Source organism: Streptomyces sp. NEAU-W12 (genome assembly GCF_026242095.1).
GTDB lineage: Bacteria > Actinomycetota > Actinomycetes > Streptomycetales > Streptomycetaceae > Streptomyces.
In genome coordinates this window covers 52611-72281 of sequence record NZ_JAPJDM010000020.1, presented here as the reverse complement: position 1 = coordinate 72281, position 19671 = coordinate 52611, and the positions used below count along the sequence as shown (strand labels likewise).

Annotated in this window: 15 protein-coding genes; 11 read left to right on the top strand and 4 right to left on the bottom strand. The window is 72.0% G+C overall.

Annotated elements, in window-relative coordinates; genetic code table 11:
* Positions 1-65: 65 nt before the first annotated feature.
* Positions 66-1808, bottom strand: coding sequence for a dolichyl-phosphate-mannose--protein mannosyltransferase (locus ORI94_RS24245; RefSeq protein WP_266079261.1), 1743 nt, complete (start codon positions 1806-1808; stop codon positions 66-68).
* 190 nt (positions 1809-1998) lie between these two features.
* Between ORI94_RS24245 and rsmI the strand changes: the two genes are divergently transcribed.
* The 4 genes from rsmI (at position 1999) to ORI94_RS24225 (ending at position 5958) form a co-directional block, all read left to right on the top strand.
* Complete coding sequence (gene rsmI / locus ORI94_RS24240; RefSeq protein WP_266079259.1) at positions 1999-2847, top strand: 16S rRNA (cytidine(1402)-2'-O)-methyltransferase; 849 nt, start codon at positions 1999-2001, stop codon at positions 2845-2847.
* 388 nt (positions 2848-3235) lie between these two features.
* Positions 3236-4135, top strand: coding sequence for a TatD family hydrolase (locus tag ORI94_RS24235; protein WP_266079257.1), 900 nt, complete (start codon positions 3236-3238; stop codon positions 4133-4135).
* Positions 4136-4168: 33 nt separating this feature from the next.
* Positions 4169-5065 carry a 16S rRNA (adenine(1518)-N(6)/adenine(1519)-N(6))-dimethyltransferase RsmA gene (gene rsmA / locus ORI94_RS24230; protein WP_266079255.1) on the top strand — a complete coding sequence of 299 codons (897 nt, stop codon included), beginning with the start codon at positions 4169-4171 and terminating at the stop codon, positions 5063-5065.
* Positions 5062-5958 (top strand): 4-(cytidine 5'-diphospho)-2-C-methyl-D-erythritol kinase, encoded by an 897-nt coding sequence (locus ORI94_RS24225; protein WP_266079253.1) that lies wholly within the window; start codon positions 5062-5064, stop codon positions 5956-5958. The genes rsmA and ORI94_RS24225 overlap by 4 nt, the downstream gene beginning before the upstream one ends.
* A gap of 9 nt (positions 5959-5967) precedes the next feature.
* On the opposite strand, the gene ORI94_RS24220 is transcribed toward ORI94_RS24225, so the two are convergent.
* Positions 5968-6573, bottom strand: coding sequence for a Uma2 family endonuclease (locus ORI94_RS24220; protein WP_266079251.1), 606 nt, complete (start codon positions 6571-6573; stop codon positions 5968-5970).
* 143 nt (positions 6574-6716) lie between these two features.
* Here ORI94_RS24220 and ORI94_RS24215 point away from each other — a divergent pair, with 143 nt between their 5' ends.
* The 4 genes from ORI94_RS24215 to ORI94_RS24200 all read left to right on the top strand — a co-directional run bounded on the left by ORI94_RS24215 (position 6717) and on the right by ORI94_RS24200 (position 13767).
* Positions 6717-8540, top strand: a complete 1824-nt coding sequence (locus ORI94_RS24215) for an ABC-F family ATP-binding cassette domain-containing protein (RefSeq protein ID WP_266079249.1) — start codon at positions 6717-6719, stop codon at positions 8538-8540.
* A gap of 299 nt (positions 8541-8839) precedes the next feature.
* Entirely contained in the window at positions 8840-10630 is a 1791-nt protein-coding gene (locus tag ORI94_RS24210) for a PQQ-binding-like beta-propeller repeat protein (RefSeq protein WP_266079247.1), read from the top strand.
* Positions 10631-10745: 115 nt separating this feature from the next.
* Positions 10746-12800, top strand: a complete 2055-nt coding sequence (locus ORI94_RS24205; protein WP_266079245.1) for a PQQ-binding-like beta-propeller repeat protein — start codon at positions 10746-10748, stop codon at positions 12798-12800.
* Positions 12801-13074: 274 nt separating this feature from the next.
* Positions 13075-13767, top strand: a complete 693-nt coding sequence (locus tag ORI94_RS24200; RefSeq protein ID WP_266079243.1) for a helix-turn-helix transcriptional regulator — start codon at positions 13075-13077, stop codon at positions 13765-13767.
* Between the two features lie 106 nt (positions 13768-13873).
* Here ORI94_RS24200 and ORI94_RS24195 read toward each other — a convergent pair whose 3' ends face one another.
* Both ORI94_RS24195 and ORI94_RS24190 read right to left on the bottom strand, forming a co-directional pair.
* On the bottom strand, positions 13874-14266 hold the full coding sequence (locus ORI94_RS24195; protein WP_266079241.1) for a hypothetical protein: 393 nt from the start codon (positions 14264-14266) through the stop codon (positions 13874-13876).
* 30 nt (positions 14267-14296) lie between these two features.
* Positions 14297-16033 carry a sodium:solute symporter family protein gene (locus ORI94_RS24190; RefSeq protein ID WP_266079239.1) on the bottom strand — a complete coding sequence of 579 codons (1737 nt, stop codon included), beginning with the start codon at positions 16031-16033 and terminating at the stop codon, positions 14297-14299.
* Positions 16034-16251: 218 nt separating this feature from the next.
* Between ORI94_RS24190 and galT the strand changes: the two genes are divergently transcribed.
* The 3 genes from galT to galK all read left to right on the top strand — a co-directional run bounded on the left by galT (position 16252) and on the right by galK (position 19539).
* A complete protein-coding gene (galT, locus tag ORI94_RS24185; protein WP_266079237.1) occupies positions 16252-17313 on the top strand; it encodes a galactose-1-phosphate uridylyltransferase in 1062 nt (353 codons plus the stop codon).
* Positions 17310-18281 (top strand): UDP-glucose 4-epimerase GalE, encoded by a 972-nt coding sequence (gene galE / locus ORI94_RS24180; protein ID WP_266079235.1) that lies wholly within the window; start codon positions 17310-17312, stop codon positions 18279-18281. The genes galT and galE overlap by 4 nt, the downstream gene beginning before the upstream one ends.
* Before the next feature lie 76 nt (positions 18282-18357).
* Positions 18358-19539 carry a galactokinase gene (gene galK, locus ORI94_RS24175; protein ID WP_266079437.1) on the top strand — a complete coding sequence of 394 codons (1182 nt, stop codon included), beginning with the start codon at positions 18358-18360 and terminating at the stop codon, positions 19537-19539.
* The last annotated feature ends 132 nt before the right edge of the window (positions 19540-19671 follow it).

The window sequence follows — 19671 nt, the reverse complement described above, 5'->3', positions numbered from 1 at the left end:
CCACCACGACCGGGAGGGCGCGGCAGCCTGCCGTGCCCTCCCGGTACGCCTTCCCGGTCACAGCACTAGACCCAGGTGTCCAGCCACATCCGCGCCCGCCAGTCCTCGATCGGGATGGACGTGCCCGTGTGGATGGGCCAGAAGTAGATGAAGTTCCAGGCGATCAGCAGGGTCAGCACGCCCGCTGCCGTGGCACCCGCCACGCGGCGGGTGTCGCCCGCCCGGGGCGGGCCGACGAGCGCGCCCAGGAGCATCGCCACCGCCAGGCACAGGAAGGGGAGGAAGACGACGGAGTAGAAGAAGAAGATCGTGCGCTCCTGGTAGAAGAACCAGGGCAGATAGCCGGCCGCGATGCCGCAGGCGATGGCGCCCGCCCGCCAGTCCCGGCGGAAGAACCACCGCCACAGGACGTAGAGGAGCGCGAAGCAGCCCACCCACCACAGCAGGGGCGTGCCCAGGGCCAGTACCTCGCGGGCGCACTTCTCGGCCGCGTCGGCCGGGCAGCCGTCCGCGCCGGGCGCAGGCGACTCGTAGAAGAACGAGACCGGGCGGCCCGCGACGATCCAGCTCCACGGGTTGGACTCGTAGGGGTGCGGCGAGGACAGGCCGACGTGGAACTCGTACACCTGGGTCTCGTAGTGCCAGAAGCTGCGCCACCAGTCGGGGAACAGCCACGACCAGGAGCTGTCCTTGCCGTCGGTCACCGCCCAGTCGCGGTAGTAGCCGCCGCTGCCGTCGTCGGCGGAGAGGAACCAGCCGGTCCAGGACGTGACGTAGGTGGCCAGGGCGACGGGGACCGTGGACAGGAACGCCCAGCCCAGGTCGCGCCGCACGACGGCCCGGACCGGGCGGTGGGCGCCCGCGGTCCGGCGGGAGCCGACGTCCCACAGCACCGACATCACACAGAACGCGGCCATGATGTACAGGCCGTTCCACTTCGTGGCGAACGCCAGGCCCATCATCAGCCCCGCCGCCAGCCGCCACGGCCGCAGGCCCAGCCGTGTGGCGGCGGCGATGTGCGCGTCCGGCAGGGTCCTGCCGTCGGTGCCCACGGGCAGCGCGGCCGCGAGCCTCTCCCGCGCCCGGTCCCGGTCGACGACCAGGCAGCCGAAGGCCGCCAGTACGAAGAACATCAGCACCCCGTCGAGCAGCGCGGTGCGGCTCATCACGAAGTGCAGCCCGTCCACCGCCACCAGCGCGCCCGCCAGGCAGCCGAGGAACGTCGAACGGAACAGGCGCCGGCCGATCCGGCACAGCACCAGCACCGACAGCGTGCCGAGCAGGGCCGTCATGAACCGCCAGCCGAACGGGTCGAACCCGAACATCAGCTCGCCCAGCCCGATGACGTACTTCCCGACCGGCGGATGCACCACGTACGCCGCTTCGATCGGGATCGAGACGTCCCCGCCGGAGGAGAGGACCAGGCTGTCGGCGTTCTTGTCCCAGTTGACCTCGAAGCCGCGGTGGACCAGCGCCCACGCGTCCTTCGCGTAGTACGTCTCGTCGAATATCACCTTCCTGGGGCTGCCCAGGTTCCAGAAGCGCAGCACCCCCGCCACCAGCGTGACCAGCAGCGGACCGCCCCAGCCCGACCAGCGGGTGATCCTCTCGCCGAGTCCCGGCGGCACCCCGAGCGCCGTCCACAGCCTGCCGGACGGCTTCGTGTACGGAGGGACCAAGCGGTCGCGGACGTCGCCCCCCGACCTCGCCGTGTAGCCGAAACGGCTCAGACGCTGCTGCCACGGCGGCTGCTGGTCCTGCGGCGGCTGTTCCTGCCGGGTGTCCGTGGAGGACGCGGTACTCGTCACCGCGCCATCGTAGGGAACGGCGCTGTGCGAGTCCCGTGCACGGGCGGGATGGACCCGGTATGCCCCGGGCGACCCCCCCCCGGGTGTGTTCGGCCCCCCGGGTGCGCCCGGCCGCGGGGGCCACGGGGGCGCGCCGGGTGCGGGTACGGGCCGTTCCCGCGGGGGCGCCGGTGCTGGGAGGATGGCAGGTGTGACCGGAATCCTCGTACTCGCAGGCACCCCCATCGGCGACGTCTCCGACGCCCCGCCCCGGCTCGCCGAGGAGCTGGCCGGCGCCGACGTCGTCGCCGCCGAGGACACCCGGCGGCTGCGACGGCTGACCCAGGCACTCGGCGTCACCCCCAAGGGGCGGGTCGTCTCCTACTTCGAGGGCAACGAGTCCGCCCGTACGCCCGAACTGGTCGAGGAGCTGGCGGGCGGCGCCCGCGTGCTGCTCGTGACGGACGCCGGGATGCCGTCCGTGTCCGACCCCGGCTACCGGCTGGTCGCCGCCGCCGTCGAGCGGGACGTCAAGGTCACCGCCGTGCCCGGACCGTCCGCCGTACTCACCGCGCTCGCCCTGTCCGGGCTGCCCGTGGACCGGTTCTGCTTCGAGGGGTTCCTGCCCCGCAAGGCCGGGGAACGGCTGGGGCGGCTGCGGGAGGTCGCCGGGGAGCGGCGCACCCTCGTCTACTTCGAGTCCCCGCACCGGCTCGACGCCACCCTCGCCGCGATGGCCGAGGTGTTCGGCACGGAGCGCCGTGCCGCCGTCTGCCGTGAACTGACCAAGACGTACGAGGAGGTCAGGCGCGGTCCCCTGGCCGAGCTGGCCGCATGGGCGGCCGAGGGCGTACGCGGTGAGATCACCGTCGTCGTCGAGGGCGCCCCGGACCACGGGCCCGAGGAAGTGGACGCCACCGAGCTGGTACGCCGGGTACGGGTGCGCGAGGAGGCGGGGGAGCGCCGCAAGGAGGCCATCGCGGCGGTCGCCGTGGAGGCGGGGGTGCCCAAGCGGGAGGTCTTCGACGCGGTGGTGGCGGCGAAGCGCTCCGCGGGGTGAGCGGGGGTGGCGGGCGCCGTCGGGGGCCTGCTTTCTTGTCGCGGGGCGGTGGTGGCGCGGGGCGGGGTGAGGGCGGGGTGGTGTGTGGCGGGATGACGGCGGGGTGTTCCGTGGGGTGAGCGGGGGTGGCGGGCGCCGTCGGAGGCCTCCTTTCTCGTCGCGGGGCGCGGGGCGATGGCGGGGCGATGGTGCGCAACGGGATGACGGCGGGGCGGTGGTGCGCGGCGGGGTGGCCTCGGCTCGCGGCCGGGTGGTGGAGTCGCAGGCCGGTGCGGTTCCGTGCCCTCTCGGGCGGGGACGGTGTACCCGGCGGCCTCCCGAGCCGGACCGTCGCCCGCGTCGCCCCGGGGCCGGACGGTGCGTGCACGGCCTTCCGTAGGATCGGGGCATGCCTTCGAACACCTCCGACACCTCCGACCGGAACGCCGCCCCGCCGCTTCCGGAGCCGCTGCGGGTACCGGTCGCGGACTCGCACACCCACCTCGACATGCAGTCCGGCACGGTGGAGGAAGGGCTCGCCAAGGCCGCGTCGGTGGGGGTGACGACGGTGGTCCAGGTCGGTTGCGACCTCGCGGGCTCGCGCTGGGCGGCGGACACGGCCGCCGCGTACGAGAGCGTGCACGCGACCGTCGCCCTGCATCCGAACGAGGCTCCCCGGATCGTGCACGGCGACCCTGACGGCTGGTCGCGGCAGGGCGCGCGGGAGCCGGGCGGGGACGCGGCCCTGGACGAGGCGCTCGCCGAGATCGACCGGCTGGCCGCGCTGCCCCAGGTCAAGGGCGTCGGCGAGACCGGGCTCGACTACTTCCGCACCGGGCCCGAAGGCAAGGAGGCGCAGGAGCGCTCCTTCCGCGCCCACATCGAGATCGCCAAGCGGCACGGCAAGGCCCTGGTCATCCACGACCGCGACGCCCACGCCGACGTACTGCGCGTGCTCAAGGAGGAGGGCGCGCCGGAGCGCACCGTCTTCCACTGCTACTCGGGGGACGCGGAGATGGCGGAGATCTGCGCCCGCGCCGGGTACTTCATGTCGTTCGCCGGGAACGTCACCTTCAAGAACGCCCGGAACCTGCGCGACGCCCTCGCCGTCGCCCCGCCGGAGCTCCTCCTGGTCGAGACCGACGCCCCGTTCCTGACACCGGTGCCCCACCGCGGCCGGCCGGGCGCCCCGTACCTGGTGCCGGTCACCGTGCGGGCCATGGCGGCCGTACGCGGCACGGACGAGGACACCCTCGCCACGGCCCTCGCGGCGAACACGGCACGGGCCTTCGGTTATCCACAGGCGTGACCTGCGGGGTCCCGCGCCCCGTACCCTTGTCCCGTGACGAGCCCCACCCCCGACGCCCTCCTGGGCCCCGCCGACGTCCGCGAACTCGCGGCCGCGCTCGGCGTGCGGCCCACCAAGCAGCGCGGCCAGAACTTCGTGATCGACGCGAACACGGTCCGCCGTATCGTGCGCACCGCCGGGGTCCGCCCCGACGACGTGGTCGTCGAGGTGGGTCCGGGGCTCGGCTCGCTCACCCTGGCGCTGCTGGAGGCCGCCGACCGGGTCACCGCCGTCGAGATCGACGACGTCCTGGCCGCCGCGCTGCCCGCGACCGTCGCGGCCCGGATGCCGGAGCGCGCCGACCGGTTCGCGCTGGTCCACTCCGACGCGATGCGGGTCACCGGGCTGCCGGGGCCCGCCCCGACCGCGCTGGTCGCCAACCTGCCCTACAACGTGGCCGTCCCGGTGCTGCTGCACATGCTCGAGACCTTCCCGAGCATCGAGCGCAGCCTCGTCATGGTCCAGGCGGAGGTCGCCGACCGGCTCGCCGCCCCGCCCGGCTCGAAGGTGTACGGCGTGCCCTCGGTCAAGGCCAACTGGTACGCCCGGGTCAAGCGGTCCGGCGCCATCGGGCGGAGCGTGTTCTGGCCGGCACCCAACGTCGACAGCGGCCTGGTCTCCCTCGTCCGCCGCGACGAGCCGCCGAAGACCACCGCCACCCGGCGCGAGGTCTTCGCCGTCGTCGACGCGGCCTTCGCCCAGCGCCGCAAGACCCTGCGGGCGGCCCTCGCCGGATGGGCGGGCTCGGCTGCGGCGGCGGAGGCCGCACTGGTCGCCGCCGGGGTGTCGCCGCAGGCCCGCGGCGAGTCCCTGACCGTCGAGGAGTTCGCGCGCATCGCCGAGCACAAGCAGTCCACGGAGCCCGAGCCGTCCGAGGAGCCCGTCGCGTGAGCGTCACCGTCCGCGTGCCCGCCAAGGTCAACGTCCAGCTCGCGGTCGGCGCGGCCCGCCCGGACGGCTTCCACGACCTGGCCAACGTGTTCCTCGCGGTCGGCCTCCACGACGAGGTCACCGTCACGCCGTCCGCCGGCGGCCTGCGCGTCACCTGCGAGGGGCCGGACGCCACCGAGGTGCCCCTGGACCGTACGAACCTCGCCGCCCGCGCGGCCCTCGCGCTCGCCGAGCGGTACGGCCGGGACGCCGACGTGCACCTCCACATCACCAAGGACATACCCGTCGCCGGCGGCATGGCGGGCGGCAGCGCGGACGGCGCCGGCGCCCTGCTGGCCTGCGACGCGCTGTGGGGAACCGGCGCCTCACGGCAGGAACTGCTCGAGATCTGCGCCGAGCTGGGCAGCGACGTGCCGTTCGCACTGGTCGGCGGGGCGGCGCTGGGCACCGGGCGGGGCGAGAGGCTGACGGAGCTGGAGGTCGGCGGCACCTTCCCCTGGGTGTTCGCGATGGCCCGGCGCGGGCTGTCCACCCCGGCGGTCTTCCGGGAGTTCGACCGGCTCGCCCGGGGCCGGACCATCCCCGAGCCCGTGGCCTCGCAGGACCTGCTCGACGCCCTCGCCAAGGGCGACCCCGAGGCGCTCGCCGCCGCCGTCTCCAACGACCTCCAGCCCGCGGCGCTGTCGCTGTTCCCCGAGCTGGCCGACACCCTGGCGGCGGGACGCGCGGCAGGTGCGCTGGCCGCCCTGGTCTCGGGCTCGGGGCCGACCACGGCCTTCCTCGCCCGGGACGCGGAGTCGGCGGAGGCGATCTCGGACGCGCTGGGCGACTCCGGCACCTGCCGCACGGTGCGCACGGCGCCGGGGCCGGTGCCGGGGGCGACGGTGGTGTGAGGGCCCGGTTCAGAACTCGGTGACGGCGGTCAGGTCGATGTCGATGGCATAGGGGTGGTCGACCTTGATCCGGTCGCGGTGCATGCCCATGTGCACGTACGTGAGGGTCAACGGGTCCCTCTCGTACACGTGGACGAGTGGGCTGCCGCCGGTGCCGTCGCGCTCGACGCGCCAGAAGTGGGGGATGCCGGCGGCGGCGTACTTCTGCGGCTTGGTCGTACGGTCGCGGGACTCCGAGTCCGGGGACACGACCTCGACGGCCAGCAGCACGTCCTGGGCCTGGTAACTGGTCTGATCAGGGCCACGGACCGCCTCGGCGAAGACCACGCTCACATCGGGTTCCGGTCCGTTGCGCCGGTCCAGGACGATGGTCATCTCCCGCTTCACCCTGAACTTCTTCGGCATGTCTCGCCGTAGGCCGCTGACCAGCAGGTCGATCACGTCTGCGTGGAAATTGCGCTGCGGACTCACGGTGATGAGACTCCCGTCGATCAGCTCGGTGTGCGGCGGGAGATCGGGCAGTGTGAACAGGTCGTCCACGGTGTAGCCGTCCACGGGCGGCACCGGCCAGTGGTGGCGGTGCTCTACGGACTCGGCGGTCATGGTTCCTCCCATGGACGGGATCCTGCTGCCTGCCCCTACGGTAGCCGCCCGTTTCCGCTCACGTCATCACAAAGAGTGACGGCCCTCTCGCGTCCCGCCCGCTGTCCCCCAGGGCCTAGGCTGGACAGCTGATCGACCCCCCAGGCAGGAGCGTAATGGCCGTCAATCTGGTCAATGTCGAGAACGTCAGCAAGGTGTACGGCACCCGTGCCCTCCTCGACGGCATCTCCCTGGGCGTCTCGGAGGGGGACCGCATCGGTGTCGTCGGGCGCAACGGCGACGGCAAGACCACCCTGATCCGGATGCTCGCCAAGCTGGAGGAGGCGGACACCGGGCGGGTCACGCACTCCGGCGGACTGCGCCTCGGCGTGCTGACCCAGCACGACTCCCTCGACCCCCGGGCCACCGTCCGGCACGAGGTCATCGGCGACATGGCCGACCACGAGTGGGCGGGCAACGCCAAGGTCAGGGACGTCCTGACCGGCCTGTTCGGCGGGCTCGACCTGCCGGGCTTCCCCAAGGGCCTGGACACCGTCATCGGACCGCTCTCCGGTGGCGAGCGGCGCCGGATCGCGCTCGCCAAGCTCCTCATCGACGACCAGGACCTGGTCGTCCTCGACGAGCCCACCAACCACCTCGACGTCGAGGGCATCGCCTGGCTCGCCCGGCACCTGCGGGAGCGGCGCTCCGCCCTCGTCTGCGTCACCCACGACCGCTGGTTCCTCGACCAGGTCTGCACCCGCATGTGGGACGTGCAGCGCGGTGACGTGTACGAATACGAGGGCGGCTACTCCGACTACGTCTTCGCCCGCGCCGAGCGGGAGCGCATCGCCGCCACCGAGGAGGTCAAGCGGCAGAACCTGGTCCGCAAGGAGCTGGCCTGGCTGCGCCGCGGGGCACCCGCGCGGACGTCCAAGCCGCGCTTCCGCGTCGAGGCCGCCAACGAGCTGATCAAGGACGTCCCGGCGCCCCGGGACAGCAGCGAGCTGATGAAGTTCGCCTCCTCCCGGCTCGGCAAGACGGTCTTCGACCTGGAGGACGTCACCGTCCAGGCGGGGCCCAAGGTGCTGATCGAGCACCTCACCTGGCAGCTGGGCCCCGGCGACCGGATCGGCCTGGTCGGTGTCAACGGCGCCGGGAAGACGTCCCTGCTGCGGGCGCTGACCGAGGCCGCCCGCAGCGGGGGCGAGGTCCAGCCTGTGGCGGGACGGGTCCACGTCGGCAAGACGGTCAAGCTCGCCTACCTCTCCCAGGAGGTCGCCGAACTCGACCCCACCTGGCGGGTGCTGCAGGCCGTGCAGGCGGTCCGGGAGCGCGTCGACCTGGGCAAGGGGCGGGAGATGACCGCCGGGCAGCTGTGCGAGACGTTCGGCTTCAACAAGGACAAGCAGTGGACGCCCGTGGGCGACCTGTCCGGCGGTGAGCGGCGCCGGCTCCAGCTGCTGCGGCTGCTCATGGACGAACCCAACGTCCTCTTCCTCGACGAGCCCACCAACGACCTCGACATCGAGACCCTCACCCAGCTCGAGGACGTCCTCGACGGCTGGCCCGGCTCGATGATCGTGATCTCCCACGACCGGTTCTTCGTCGAGCGCACCACCGACCGGGTGTTCGCCCTGCTCGGTGACGGCGCCCTGCGGATGCTGCCCCGCGGTATCGACGAGTACCTGGAACGGCGCAGGAAGATGGAGGAGACCGCCGCCTCCGCGGCCTCCTCCGCCGCCTCGTCGGCGAAGCCGGCCGCGGACGCCGTTCCCGAGAAGAGCGCCGCCGAGGTGCGCGCCGCCAAGAAGGAACTGCAGAAGATCGAACGGCAGCTCGACAAGGTCTCCGAGAAGGAGGCCAAGCTGCACGCCGCGATCGCCGAGAACGCCACGGACTTCGCCAGGGTGGCCCAACTCGACGCCGAGCTGCGGGAGGCGGCGGGCCAGCGGGACGAGCTCGAACTGAGGTGGCTGGAACTCGCCGAGGACGCCTGACCTCCGGCCCCACCCCGCCCGCGCCCTCACGCCCCCTCTGCGCAGGCACCCCGCACGCCCCCGCTCACCCCCGAGCGCGGGGCGTGCGGGGGTGTGAAGGGGGCGTGGAGGCGCGTAACGAGGGCATCACGGACCGGTCCTTCCTTGGGAACAGGGGTGGACGGAGCCCGGTGACCTGTCGGTTCCGGGTGATAGAAAGACCCCGTCCGAGAAGAGTAAGAACCGCGTGAATACGACTCTGGGAGCCTCACGTACCTCAGGGTGTGGCTAAAAATCAGTGAGCAAGGGGGAACGCGCTGATGGCTCAGCCGCCCAGTCAGCCGCCGCAGGGCGGCTTCGGAGCACCGCAGGACCCGCCCGCGTCGGGTGGGGGTTTCGGGGCTCCGGCCCCACCGCCCCCGCAGGGCCCGCCCCGGACGCCGCCGCCCCCGCAGGGAGCGCCGTCCGGTGAACCGCCACAGCCCGGGTACGGCCACCCGCAGCAGGGACCGCCCGCACCGCAGCAGGGACCGTACGGGCAGCAGCCGGGGCCGTACGCCTCCGGCCCCTACGGCCCGCCGCAGCAGCCCGGCCCGTACGGGCAGCAGCCGGGGTACGGCTACCCGCAGCCGCAGTTCCCGGGCGCGCCCGGGACCCCGCCGCCCGGCCCCGGTTCCGGCAGCCCCTTCAAGGGCAAGCCCGCCATGATCATAGGTGCCGCGGTGGCGGCGCTGCTGGTCGTCGGCGGCACCGTCTGGGCGGTCTCCGGCGGTGACGACGAGAAGAACAAGAAGCCCGTCGCCCGGCAGACCGGCGACGACCCCGAGCCCCAGCCGTCCGGCGCCCCGGTCAATCCGGGCGACGGCGAGGGCGACGGCGGCTCGGGCCCCGAGGACCTCAACGAGGGCCGCAAGTCCGGCGAGGCCAAGGTGCTCTGGTACAAGGAGGCGCCCGACGCGCCCGGTTCCGGAGCCGACGCCCCCGGCATGTGGATCACCGACAAGACGGCGGTGAAGGCCGCCTACAAGGAGCTCTCCGCCTACAACGTCGCCGACGGCAAGCCGACCTGGGAACCCGTGGCCTTCCCGCAGAAGATCTGTGCGGTCACCTCGGAGAAGACGGCCGACGACAAGGTCGTCGTCGCGTACATGAGCGGCGGCAGCGACCGCGCCAAGTGCAACCAGCTCCAGCTCGTCGACCTGAACACCGGCGACAAGGGCTGGACGCAGGAGGTCGCCGACGGCGCGCTGTTCGACTCCGCGCTCTCCATCGAGATGACCCTCAGCGGCGACACTCTGATGGTGGGCCGCTCGCAGTCCGGCACCGCGTTCGACGTGACCTCCGGCGACAAGATGTACGACAAGAAGAAGTACGGCGAGGCCTGCTTCCCCGTCGGGTTCGCGGGTGGCGAGCGGCTGATCCAGGTCGCGTCCTGCGGCGCCGGCGGCGCCAACGAGCACGACGAGGTCCAGGAGCTCGACCCGAAGACCGGCAAGGTCAAGTGGACCCAGAAGTTCGACAAGGGCTGGCGCGTCTCGCGCGCCTACTCCGTCGACCCTGTGGTCGTCTACAGCACCAACGAGGACAAGAAGGCGTGGAACATCTCCACGCTCGGCGCCGACGGATCGATCCGTTCCCAGGTCGACGTCGACGAGGACTTCTCCGCCGACTGCGGCTGGGCCATCCTCGCCCGTGACCTCCAGGGCTGCGAGGGCGTCGTCGTCGAGGGGGACACCCTCTACCTGCCCACCAAGGCGACCACCGGGGCCAACGAGATCGTCGCGATCAGCCTCGCCACCGGCAGGGAGAAGTGGCGGGTGAAGTCCCCCGCGGCGGACTCGATGGTGCCCATGAAGGCCGAGGGCGGCAACCTCGTCGCCTACGTGGAGCCGTCGTACGACGGGGGCGGCCGGGTCGTCTCCGTCCCGACCGCGGGCAGCAGCCACGAACCGGTCACGCTGCTGCAGAACCCGCAGGGCACCGCGTCCATCGAGAACAGCTTCTTCAGCAAGTCGATCGACTGGGTCGACGGCCGCTTCTACATCTCGACGACCCGGCTGACCGGCAACGACGAGACGAAGGAGAAGCTGATGCTCGCCTACGGCAAGTGAGGCGCGCAGCAGCGGCGAGGCGCGCCGGCCCCGGCCGGCCGGCGCTCTCGCCCCTTCCGGTCCCTTTCCCGCCGCCGCCCGTCCCCTTCGTCGAGTCATTCGAGGTGTCCACGTCATGACGCAGCCGCCCCAGCCGCCCCAGCCGCCCCGCCAGCCGGGCTTCGGCCCGCCGCCCGAGCCGTCCGAGCCGTCCGAGCCGCCCGAGCCCGAGCAGCAGGGGCAGCAGCGGCCCGAGCCGTCGGCCCCGCAGGCTCCCGCGGCTCCGCAGGCCCAGCCGGGCTTCGGCCCGCCGCCCGAGCCCTCGCCGACGCCCCAGCCGCAGACGCCGCCGGCGCAGCAGCCGCCGTCCGCACCGGGCGGGCCCGACCTCAGCAAGACCCCGGAACCGGGCTACGGCCACCCGCAGGCCCCCCAGCCCCCGCAGCAGTCGCCCCAGGCGCCCCCGCAGACCCCGCCGCCGACCGCTCCGGCGCCGGGCGGTCCGCAGCCGCCGCCCGGGTACGGCTACCCGCAGCAGCCTCCGGCCGGGTACGGCTACCCGCAGCAGCCTCCGGCCGGTTACGGATACCCGGGTCAGCCGCGGCCCGGTCAGCCCGGTGGCCACGGCCAGCCGCAGCCGCCGTACGGCTACCCCCAGCAGCCCTACGGCCAGCCCGGCTACGGCGGCTACCTCCAGCAGCCGACCATGCCGATGCAGCCGCAGCCCGGACGGCCCGGCGGCGGACGGAAGATCAACGCACAGCTGGCGATCGTCGTGGCGGCGGTCGTGGCCATCGCCCTGATCGTCGGCAGCGGTGTCTGGTACGCCTCGTCCAGCGGAGACGACAAGAAGAACACGGCGAACTCGGGCGACAGCGGCGACACGAAGGGCGCCGAGGGCGGCGGCTCCGGCGGTGACACCGCCGGCGGCGACGAGAAGGCCCCGGCCGACCCCTCCGCCAAGGTCCTCTTCCAGGTCCCGGCGCCGAAGGTCCCGAAGGACACCACGACCATCGTCACCTCCGGCTCCTGGCTGACCGACAAGGTGTACGCCAAGAGCGGCGTCGCCGAGGTCGTCGGGTACGACGCCGTCAAGGGCAGCGAGCTGTGGACGCTCGACCTGCCCGGACCGGTGTGCGAAGCCAGCGACCACGCCACCGAGGACGGCAGGACGGCGATCATCTACAAGCCGAAGATGCCGACGAAGACCGATCCGCAGCGCTGCACGCAGGTCGCGGCCTTCGACCTCGCCACCGGCGAGAAGCTGTGGTCCGAGACGGCCAGGTCCGGCACCCAGGAGATCAGCTTCAACAACGTCACCGTCAGCGGGAACACCGTCGCGGCGGGCAGCACCAGCGGCGGCGCCGCCTGGGACATCACTTCCGGCAAGTCCCTGTGGACGCCCAAGACGTCCGACGCCTGCTACGACTCCGGCTACGGCGGCGGCCCGAAGATGGTCGCGGTGCGCAAGTGCGGTTCGTACGACCAGCGTCAGCTGCACATCCAGACCATCGACCCGAAGGACGGGAAGGTGATCTCGGAGTACAGGATGACCGAGGGCATCGAGTACGCGGCCGTGGTGTCCACCGACCCGCTGGTCGTGGCCGCCGACGTCGGCGACTCCGCCGGTGACGGCAGCGGCATCTCGGACTTCTTCTCCATCGACAACAAGAGCGGCGAGCTGCGGACCCGTATCTCCGCGCCCGGTGAGGAGTTCGCGGCCCGCTGCGACGGCATCACCAAGATCGAGCACTGCACCGGCCTGACCGTCGGCAACGACCGCCTGTACATCGCGACCGAGGAGCACGACGGCACGGGCGAGCACAGCCGGACCAACGAGGTGGTGGTCTTCGACCTGTCGACCGGCAAGCAGACCGGCCAGCGCGCCGACGCGGGCGACGGCTACAGGATCGTCCCGCTGCGCATGGACGGCAACAGCGTCATCGCCTACAAGCGTCCCCCCTACGACAAGGGCGGGCAGATCGTCAGCATCGACGGCGGTTCCCTCAAGGAGACCAAGCTGCTGGAGAACCCGGCGACGGAATCCGTGCGGGACGTGGAGACGCGGATGTCGCCCGACTACTCCGAGATCCTGTACTCGCAGGGCAGCCTGTACATGTCGGACGTGTACGCCAGCGAGTTGTCCTCGGGCGACAAGGAGTACCTGGCGGTCGCTTTCGGTACCGGCTGACCGTTCTCCGGTCCGGTCCGGTCCGGTGCGGCCCGGTCCGTACCGGTCCGCTCGTGAGGCCTGTTCGTACGGCCCCGCCCCCGGGACGGCGAGTTCCGGGGGCGGGGCCGTACGCGTACCGCTCCTCAGGTGCTCACCGCCGCCGAATACGAGAAATTCGGCGATCCGGGGCGATTCTCGCCGGTAGGGGGAGCGCGACGTCGAACAAGCGTGTAGCTTCCGGGACCGGGGAGGCGGCGCACGGGGGTGCGCCCGCGGTTTGGGGGGATGATCGATGGGCGTGCGGTTGATGGTGGTCGACGACCACCGGCTGCTCGCGGAGGCGCTGGCCTCGGCACTGAAGCTGCGGGGGCACCGGGTGCTGGCCGCGGCGGCACCCGTGGCGGGGGCGGCGGATCTGGTGATCAGCAGAGCGCCGGAGGTGTGCCTGCTGGGGACGGCGGCCCCGGCGGAGCCCGGGATCTTCGACCCGGTGGTGAAGGTCAAGCGGGAGCGGCCGCAGGTGGCGGTGGTGGTGCTGGGGCCGGTGCCCAGCCCCCGCGGGATCGCGGCGGCGTTCGCGGCGGGTGCGTCCGGCTACGTCCGGCACGACGAACGCATCGAGGGCGTCGAACGGGCGATCATGAAGGCGCGGGCGGGGGAGGCCGCGGTGGCGCCGCAGCTGCTGCACGGCGCCTTCGGCGAGCTGCTGAACCCGGCGGCCCAGCCGGACGACGAGGGTCAGCGGCTGCTGAGGATGCTCACCCCGCGGGAGGTGGAGGTCCTGGTCCGGGTCGCCGAAGGCGAGGACACCCGGCTGATCGCGGCGGGCATGGGCATAGCCTCGTCCACGGCGCGTACGCATGTGCAGCGCGTCCTGATGAAACTCGGCGTGGGCTCCAGGCTGGAGGCGGCGGCGCTGGCCGCCCGGACGGGGCTGCTGGACCGGGCGGGCCCGGTGCGCAAGGCGTCGCCCTGCGAGGAGTGAACGCGCTGGAGGAGCGAACGCGCTCGCGGGGCGGAGCGCCCGCGGTGCCGGCGCCCGTGTGCTGCCGGTACCGCGGTCGCCCCGCCCCGCCGCGTGCCGCGGGGACTCAGTCGCCCCGCTGTTCCTCTTCCACGGCGTCCACGATGTCCGGGGTCGGCGGAGCCGTGGGCCGCAGTTTCAGCCAGACGAGGAAGAACAGGCCCAGGGCCAGCATGCCCAGGCCGGTCCACAGGTTGATGTTGATGCCCGCGGCCTTGTCGATGTCCGCGTCGGACGCGGTGATGCCCGCGATCGTGACGATGACGCCGTACACCACGAACAGGGCGCCGATGAGGCGGCGGATGTCGAAGAGGCGGGCGGCGGTCGCGGACTTGGTGCGCAGCTCGGAGACCTCCTCCTGGAGGTCCTTGTCCGAATAGTGCGCGGACGACGAGGATGCGGAGTGGGGGCCGGGCCGGGTGGGCCGGGGACGAGGCTGCTCGGAATTGTGTTCGGACATGATCTCTCGGACTCCTCGGTCGGAGCGTGGTCAGAACGAGAACGGGATGTAGCAGGCGGCCGCCAGGATCACCGCGCCCCAGCCGAGCAGTGCCGGCTTGCGGTACCAGGCGTCGTCGCCCTCGGCGGGCGGCTCGGCCATGCCGGGCGAGGTGGTGCCGTAGACCAGGCCCTGGAGGTCCTCGGCCGGCTTGGGTGCGGTGAACAGTGACACCGCGACCATCACCACCGCGCCGGCGACGAAGCCCGCGATCGCGGAGACGAAGTTGGCTCCCTGGTCGGTGGGGATGTCGACGATGCCCTGCTCGTAGAGGATGAAGTAGTTGACCATCGCGGCGGTGGTGCCGGCGAGCAGGCCCCAGAAGCCGGACTTCATCGACGCCCGCTTCCAGAACATGCCGATGATGAAGACCACGAACATCGGCACGTTGAAGAAGGAGAACAGGGTCTGGAGGTAGCTCATGATGTTCGAGAACGACGAGGCCAGGAAGGCCGTGCCGATCGACGCCAGGACCCCGATCACGGTGATCAGCCGGCCGAAGCGGACGTAGTACGCGTCCTCACGTCCCTTCTCCACGTACCGTGCCCAGATGTCGGTGGTGAACACCGTGTTGAAGGCCGAGATGTTGGCCGCCATGCCCGCCATGAACGCGGCCAGCAGACCGGTCACCGCGATGCCCAGGACACCGTTGGGCAGCAGCTGTTCCATGAGGTACGGGATGGCGTCGTTGTACTGGAGATCGGAGTCGGGGGTGCCGATCTGCGGCACCAGGACGGCCGCGACCAGGCCGGGGATCATCACCAGGAAGACGATGAAGATCTTCGGGAACGCGGCGATGAGCGGGGTGCGCTTGGCCGCGGAGAGGTTCTTCGCGGACAGGGCGCGCTGCACCTCGGCGAAGTTGGTCGTCCAGTAGCCGAAGGACAGGACGAAGCCGAGGCCGAGGACGATGGTCAGCCAGTTGGCCCCGAGCGGGTTGTCGCTGCCGATGCCGGTGCCGCCCCAGGAGGTCATGAAGTCGGCGCCGCGGGACTCGGTGAGGGAGTCGGACAGCCCGTCCCAGCCGCCCACGCTCTTCAACCCGAGCACGGTGATCGGGATGAGCGCGGCGAGGATGACGAAGAACTGCAGCACCTCGTTGTAGATGGCCGAGGACAGGCCGCCGAGGGTGATGTACGCGAGCACGAAGAAGCCCGCGACCACGATGGCCACCCACTGCGGCCAGCCCAGCAGCGCCTCGACCACGATCGCCAGCGCGTAGAGGTTGACGCCGGCGATGAGGATGGACGCGCAGGCGAACAGCAGTGCGCTGAGCAGGTGGGCCGCCTTGTCGAAGCGCAGCAGCAGGAACTCGGGGACCGAGCGGACCTTGGAGCCGTAGTAGAACGGCATCATCACCAGGCCGAGGAAGACCATCGCCGGGATGGCGCCGATCCAGTACCAGTGCGTGGTGTAGACGCCGTACTGCGCGCTGTTGGCGGCCATGCCCAGGATCTCGGTGGCGCCCAGGTTGGCGGCGATGAACGCCAGGCCGGTGACCCAGGCGGGCAGGGACCGGCCGGACAGGAAGAAGTCGAGGCTGGTCTTCACGGACTTGCGGGCCGCGAAGCCGATGCCGAGGACGACGACGAAGTAGATCGCGAGGATCAGGTAGTCGAGCCAGTTGGTGGGGAGCCGCAGCTCGGCGGCGAGGTGGAGCGTGCCGACGGGGTCGGCGGGTCCGGCCGGCACGTTCAGTGGTGCAGTCGGGTCTGTGGGGGTCTGCATGAGTACTCGCTTCGTTGCGCGAACCGATACGTCGCGGAACCTAATGCCTCCGTGTTCAGGGATTGAACACGTCCGCCGGTGCTCTTTGTTTGATTGTGATGTGCACTGTCGTGGTGAGTCGTGTTCTGGTATGTTGGTTTCTGTTGAAAGTGTGCGAAGATGTGTGATGACGGCGCCGCGAAGGCGGCGCGGCGAACGGCTCGAATGGAGCGTCCGGCGTGAAGAAGACCTCGACCCGGCTGGCCGACGGTCGCGAACTCATCTACTACGACCTCAGTGACGACACCGTGCGCGACGCGGCCGACCGCCGCCCGCTGGACGCCACCGTCACGACGTCGGAGATCCGCCGCGACCCGCTGCTCGGCGACTCCGTGGCCGTCGCCTCCCACCGCCAGGGCCGCATCTACCACCCGCCGGCCGACGAGTGCCCCCTGTGCCCCTCCGAGGGCGACCGGCTCAGCGAGATCCCCGACTCCTCGTACGACGTCGTGGTCTTCGAGAACCGCTTCCCCTCCCTGGCCGGCGACTCCGGCCGCTGCGAGGTCGTCTGCTTCACCTCCGACCACAACGCCTCCTTCGGCTCCCTGGACGAGGAGCAGGTGCGCCTGGTCCTGGACGCGTGGACGGACAGGACGTCGGAGCTGTCCCATCTGCCCTCCGTCGACCAGGTGTTCTGCTTCGAGAACCGGGGGGCCGAGATCGGCGTCACCCTCCAGCACCCGCACGGGCAGATCTACGCCTACCCCTTCACCACCCCCCGTACCGCCCTGATGCTCCGCCAAGTGGCCGCACACAAGGAGGCATCCGGCGGGGCGAACCTGTTCGACACCGTCCTGGCGGAGGAACTGGCGGGGGAGCGGGTCGTCCTGGAGAGCGACCACTGGGCCGCCTACGTGCCGTACGCCGCGCACTGGCCCTACGAGGTCCACCTGTATCCCAAGCGCCGGGTGCCCGACCTGCTGGGGCTCGACGAGGCGGCACGCGCGGAGTTCCCCCGGGTCTATCTGGAACTGCTGCGACGGTTCGACCGGATCTTCGGCGAGGGCGAGCCCCCGACCCCGTACATCGCGGCCTGGCACCAGGCCCCGTTCGGCGCGCTGGAGGAGTTCGACGGGGTCACGCGCGACGACTTCGCGCTCCACCTCGAGCTTTTCACCATCCGCCGCACATCCGGCAAGCTGAAGTTCCTCGCGGGCTCCGAGTCCGGCATGAACGTGTTCATCAACGACGTGCCGCCGGAGCGCGCGGCCGAGCGACTGCGGGAGGTAGCGAGTTCATGAGCGGGAAGTACCTGGTCACGGGTGGCGCGGGCTACGTCGGAAGTGTCGTCGCCCAGCACCTGCTGGAGGCGGGCCACGAGGTCGTCGTCCTGGACGACCTCTCCACCGGGGTACGCGAGGCCGTCCCGGCCGGTGCCTCCTTCGTCGAGGGCGACATCCGCGACGCGGCGGTCTGGCTGGACCCCTCCTTCGACGGCGTGCTGCACTTCGCCGCGTCCTCCCAGGTCGGCGAGTCCGTCGTGAAGCCCGAGAAGTACTGGGAGAACAACGTCGGCGGCACCATGGCCCTGCTCGGCGCCATGCGCGGGGCGGGGGTGCGCCGACTGGTGTTCTCCTCCACGGCGGCCACCTACGGCGAGCCCGAGCAGGTCCCGATCGTCGAGTCCGCCCCGACCCGCCCCACCAACCCCTACGGCGCCACCAAGCTCGCCGTCGACCACATGATCACCGGCGAGGCGGCGGCCCACGGCCTGGGCGCGGTCTCGCTGCGCTACTTCAACGTGGCCGGCGCGTACGGACAGTACGGTGAGCGGCACGATCCCGAGTCCCACCTGATCCCGCTCGTCCTCCAGGTGGCCCAGGGCCGCCGCGACGCGATCAGCGTCTACGGCGACGACTACCCGACGCCGGACGGCACCTGCGTGCGCGACTACATCCACGTCGCCGACCTGGCCGAGGCCCACCTGCTGGCCCTGACCGCGGCGACCCCCGGCGAACACCTCGTCTGCAACCTCGGCAACGGCAGCGGCTTCTCCGTCCGCGAGGTGATCGAGACGGTCCGCCGGGTCACCGGCCACCCGGTCCCCGAGACCGTGGCCCCCCGCCGGGGCGGCGACCCGGCGGTCCTGGTGGCGTCGGCCGCCGCGGCCCACGAGAGACTGGGCTGGAAGCCGACCCGCCCGGACCTCGCCGGAATCGTCGCGGACGCGTGGGAGTTCGCGCAGCGGCAGCAGCAGAGCAAGCAGTAGCAGGACAACCGGGTCCGGGATCGGGCCCGGGATCGGGTTCGGGATGACGAAGGGTCAGGGCCAGGGCATGAACGCCATGAGCGAGTCCACCACCGGCGAGGCGGCCGCGGGAGCGGTCGGCGAGCGATTCCGGGAACTGTACGGAGCCGAGCCGCAGGGCGTCTGGGCGGCACCGGGCCGGGTCAACCTCATCGGCGAGCACACCGACTACAACGACGGCTTCGTCATGCCGTTCGCCCTGCCGCACACCGCGGTCGCGGCGGTCTCCCGGCGCGACGACGGCATCCTGCGCCTGCACTCCGCCGAGGTGGCGGCGCCGGTCGTGGAACTGACGGTGGACTCCCTCACCCCCGGCGCGGACAAGAACTGGACCGCCTACCCGGCGGGCGTGGTCTGGGCCCTGCGCGAGGCCGGTCACGCCGTGACCGGCGCGGACATCCACCTCGCCTCGACGGTCCCGGCCGGCGCCGGCCTGTCCTCCTCGGCGGCCCTGGAGGTCGTCGTCGCCCTGGCCCTCAACGACCTGTACGCACTGGACCTGCGCGGCTGGCAGCTGGCCCGCCTGTGCCAGCGCGCGGAGAACGTGTACGTCGGCGCCCCGGTCGGCATCATGGACCAGACGGCGTCCGCCTGCTGCGAGAGCGGGCACGCCCTGTTCCTCGACACCCGCGACCTCTCCCAGCGCCAGATCCCCTTCGACCTCGCCGCCGAGGGCATGCGCCTGCTGGTGGTCGACACCCGGGTCAAGCACAGCCACAGCGAGGGCGAGTACGGCAAGCGCCGCGCCGGCTGCGAGAAGGGCGCCGCCCTCCTGGGCGTCGACGCCCTGCGGGACCTCCCGCACGCCGACCTCGACGCGGCGCTGGAGCGGCTGGGCGACGGCGAGGACGAGGTGCGCCGCCTGGTCCGGCACGTGGTGACGGAGGACGAGCGGGTCGAACAGGTCGTCGCCCTCCTGGAAGCGGGCGACACCCGCGCCATCGGCCCGGTCCTCGTCGCGGGCCACGCCTCGCTGCGCGACGACTTCCGGGTCTCCTGCCCGGAACTCGACCTGGTCGTCGACACGGCCGTCGCCTCCGGCGCCCTCGGCGCCCGCATGACCGGCGGCGGCTTCGGCGGCTCGGCCATCGTCCTGGCCGAGGAGACCGACGTCCCGGCCATCACCAAGGCAGTCGAGGACGCCTTCACGACCGCGGGCTTCAAGGCCCCCCGGGTCTTCGAGGCGGTGCCTTCGGCGGGGGCGCGACGGGTGGCCTGAGGGGACCGGGTTCAGTCCTCCGGGCTGTTCTCCCCCACCGAGCGGCCCGTCGGGCAGACCGGATGCCGGCGACGGCGGCGGCAACCGCGCAGCCGAAGCCGGCATCCCGGCGGGCGACGCCCCGCCCCCGGA

Excerpts from the sequence above, each read along its gene's own strand:
- ORI94_RS24235 (WP_266079257.1), top strand. The coding sequence starts at position 3,236 with ATGCCTTCGAACACCTCCGACACCTCCGACCGGAACGCCGCCCCGCCG.
- ORI94_RS24220 (WP_266079251.1), bottom strand. The coding sequence starts at position 6,573 with ATGGGAGGAACCATGACCGCCGAGTCCGTAGAGCACCGCCACCACTGG.
- ORI94_RS24215 (WP_266079249.1), top strand. The coding sequence starts at position 6,717 with ATGGCCGTCAATCTGGTCAATGTCGAGAACGTCAGCAAGGTGTACGGC.
- ORI94_RS24210 (WP_266079247.1), top strand. The coding sequence starts at position 8,840 with ATGGCTCAGCCGCCCAGTCAGCCGCCGCAGGGCGGCTTCGGAGCACCG.
- ORI94_RS24205 (WP_266079245.1), top strand. The coding sequence starts at position 10,746 with ATGACGCAGCCGCCCCAGCCGCCCCAGCCGCCCCGCCAGCCGGGCTTC.
- ORI94_RS24200 (WP_266079243.1), top strand. The coding sequence starts at position 13,075 with ATGGGCGTGCGGTTGATGGTGGTCGACGACCACCGGCTGCTCGCGGAG.
- ORI94_RS24195 (WP_266079241.1), bottom strand. The coding sequence starts at position 14,266 with ATGTCCGAACACAATTCCGAGCAGCCTCGTCCCCGGCCCACCCGGCCC.
- ORI94_RS24190 (WP_266079239.1), bottom strand. The coding sequence starts at position 16,033 with ATGCAGACCCCCACAGACCCGACTGCACCACTGAACGTGCCGGCCGGA.
- galE (WP_266079235.1), top strand. The coding sequence starts at position 17,310 with ATGAGCGGGAAGTACCTGGTCACGGGTGGCGCGGGCTACGTCGGAAGT.
- galK (WP_266079437.1), top strand. The coding sequence starts at position 18,358 with ATGAGCGAGTCCACCACCGGCGAGGCGGCCGCGGGAGCGGTCGGCGAG.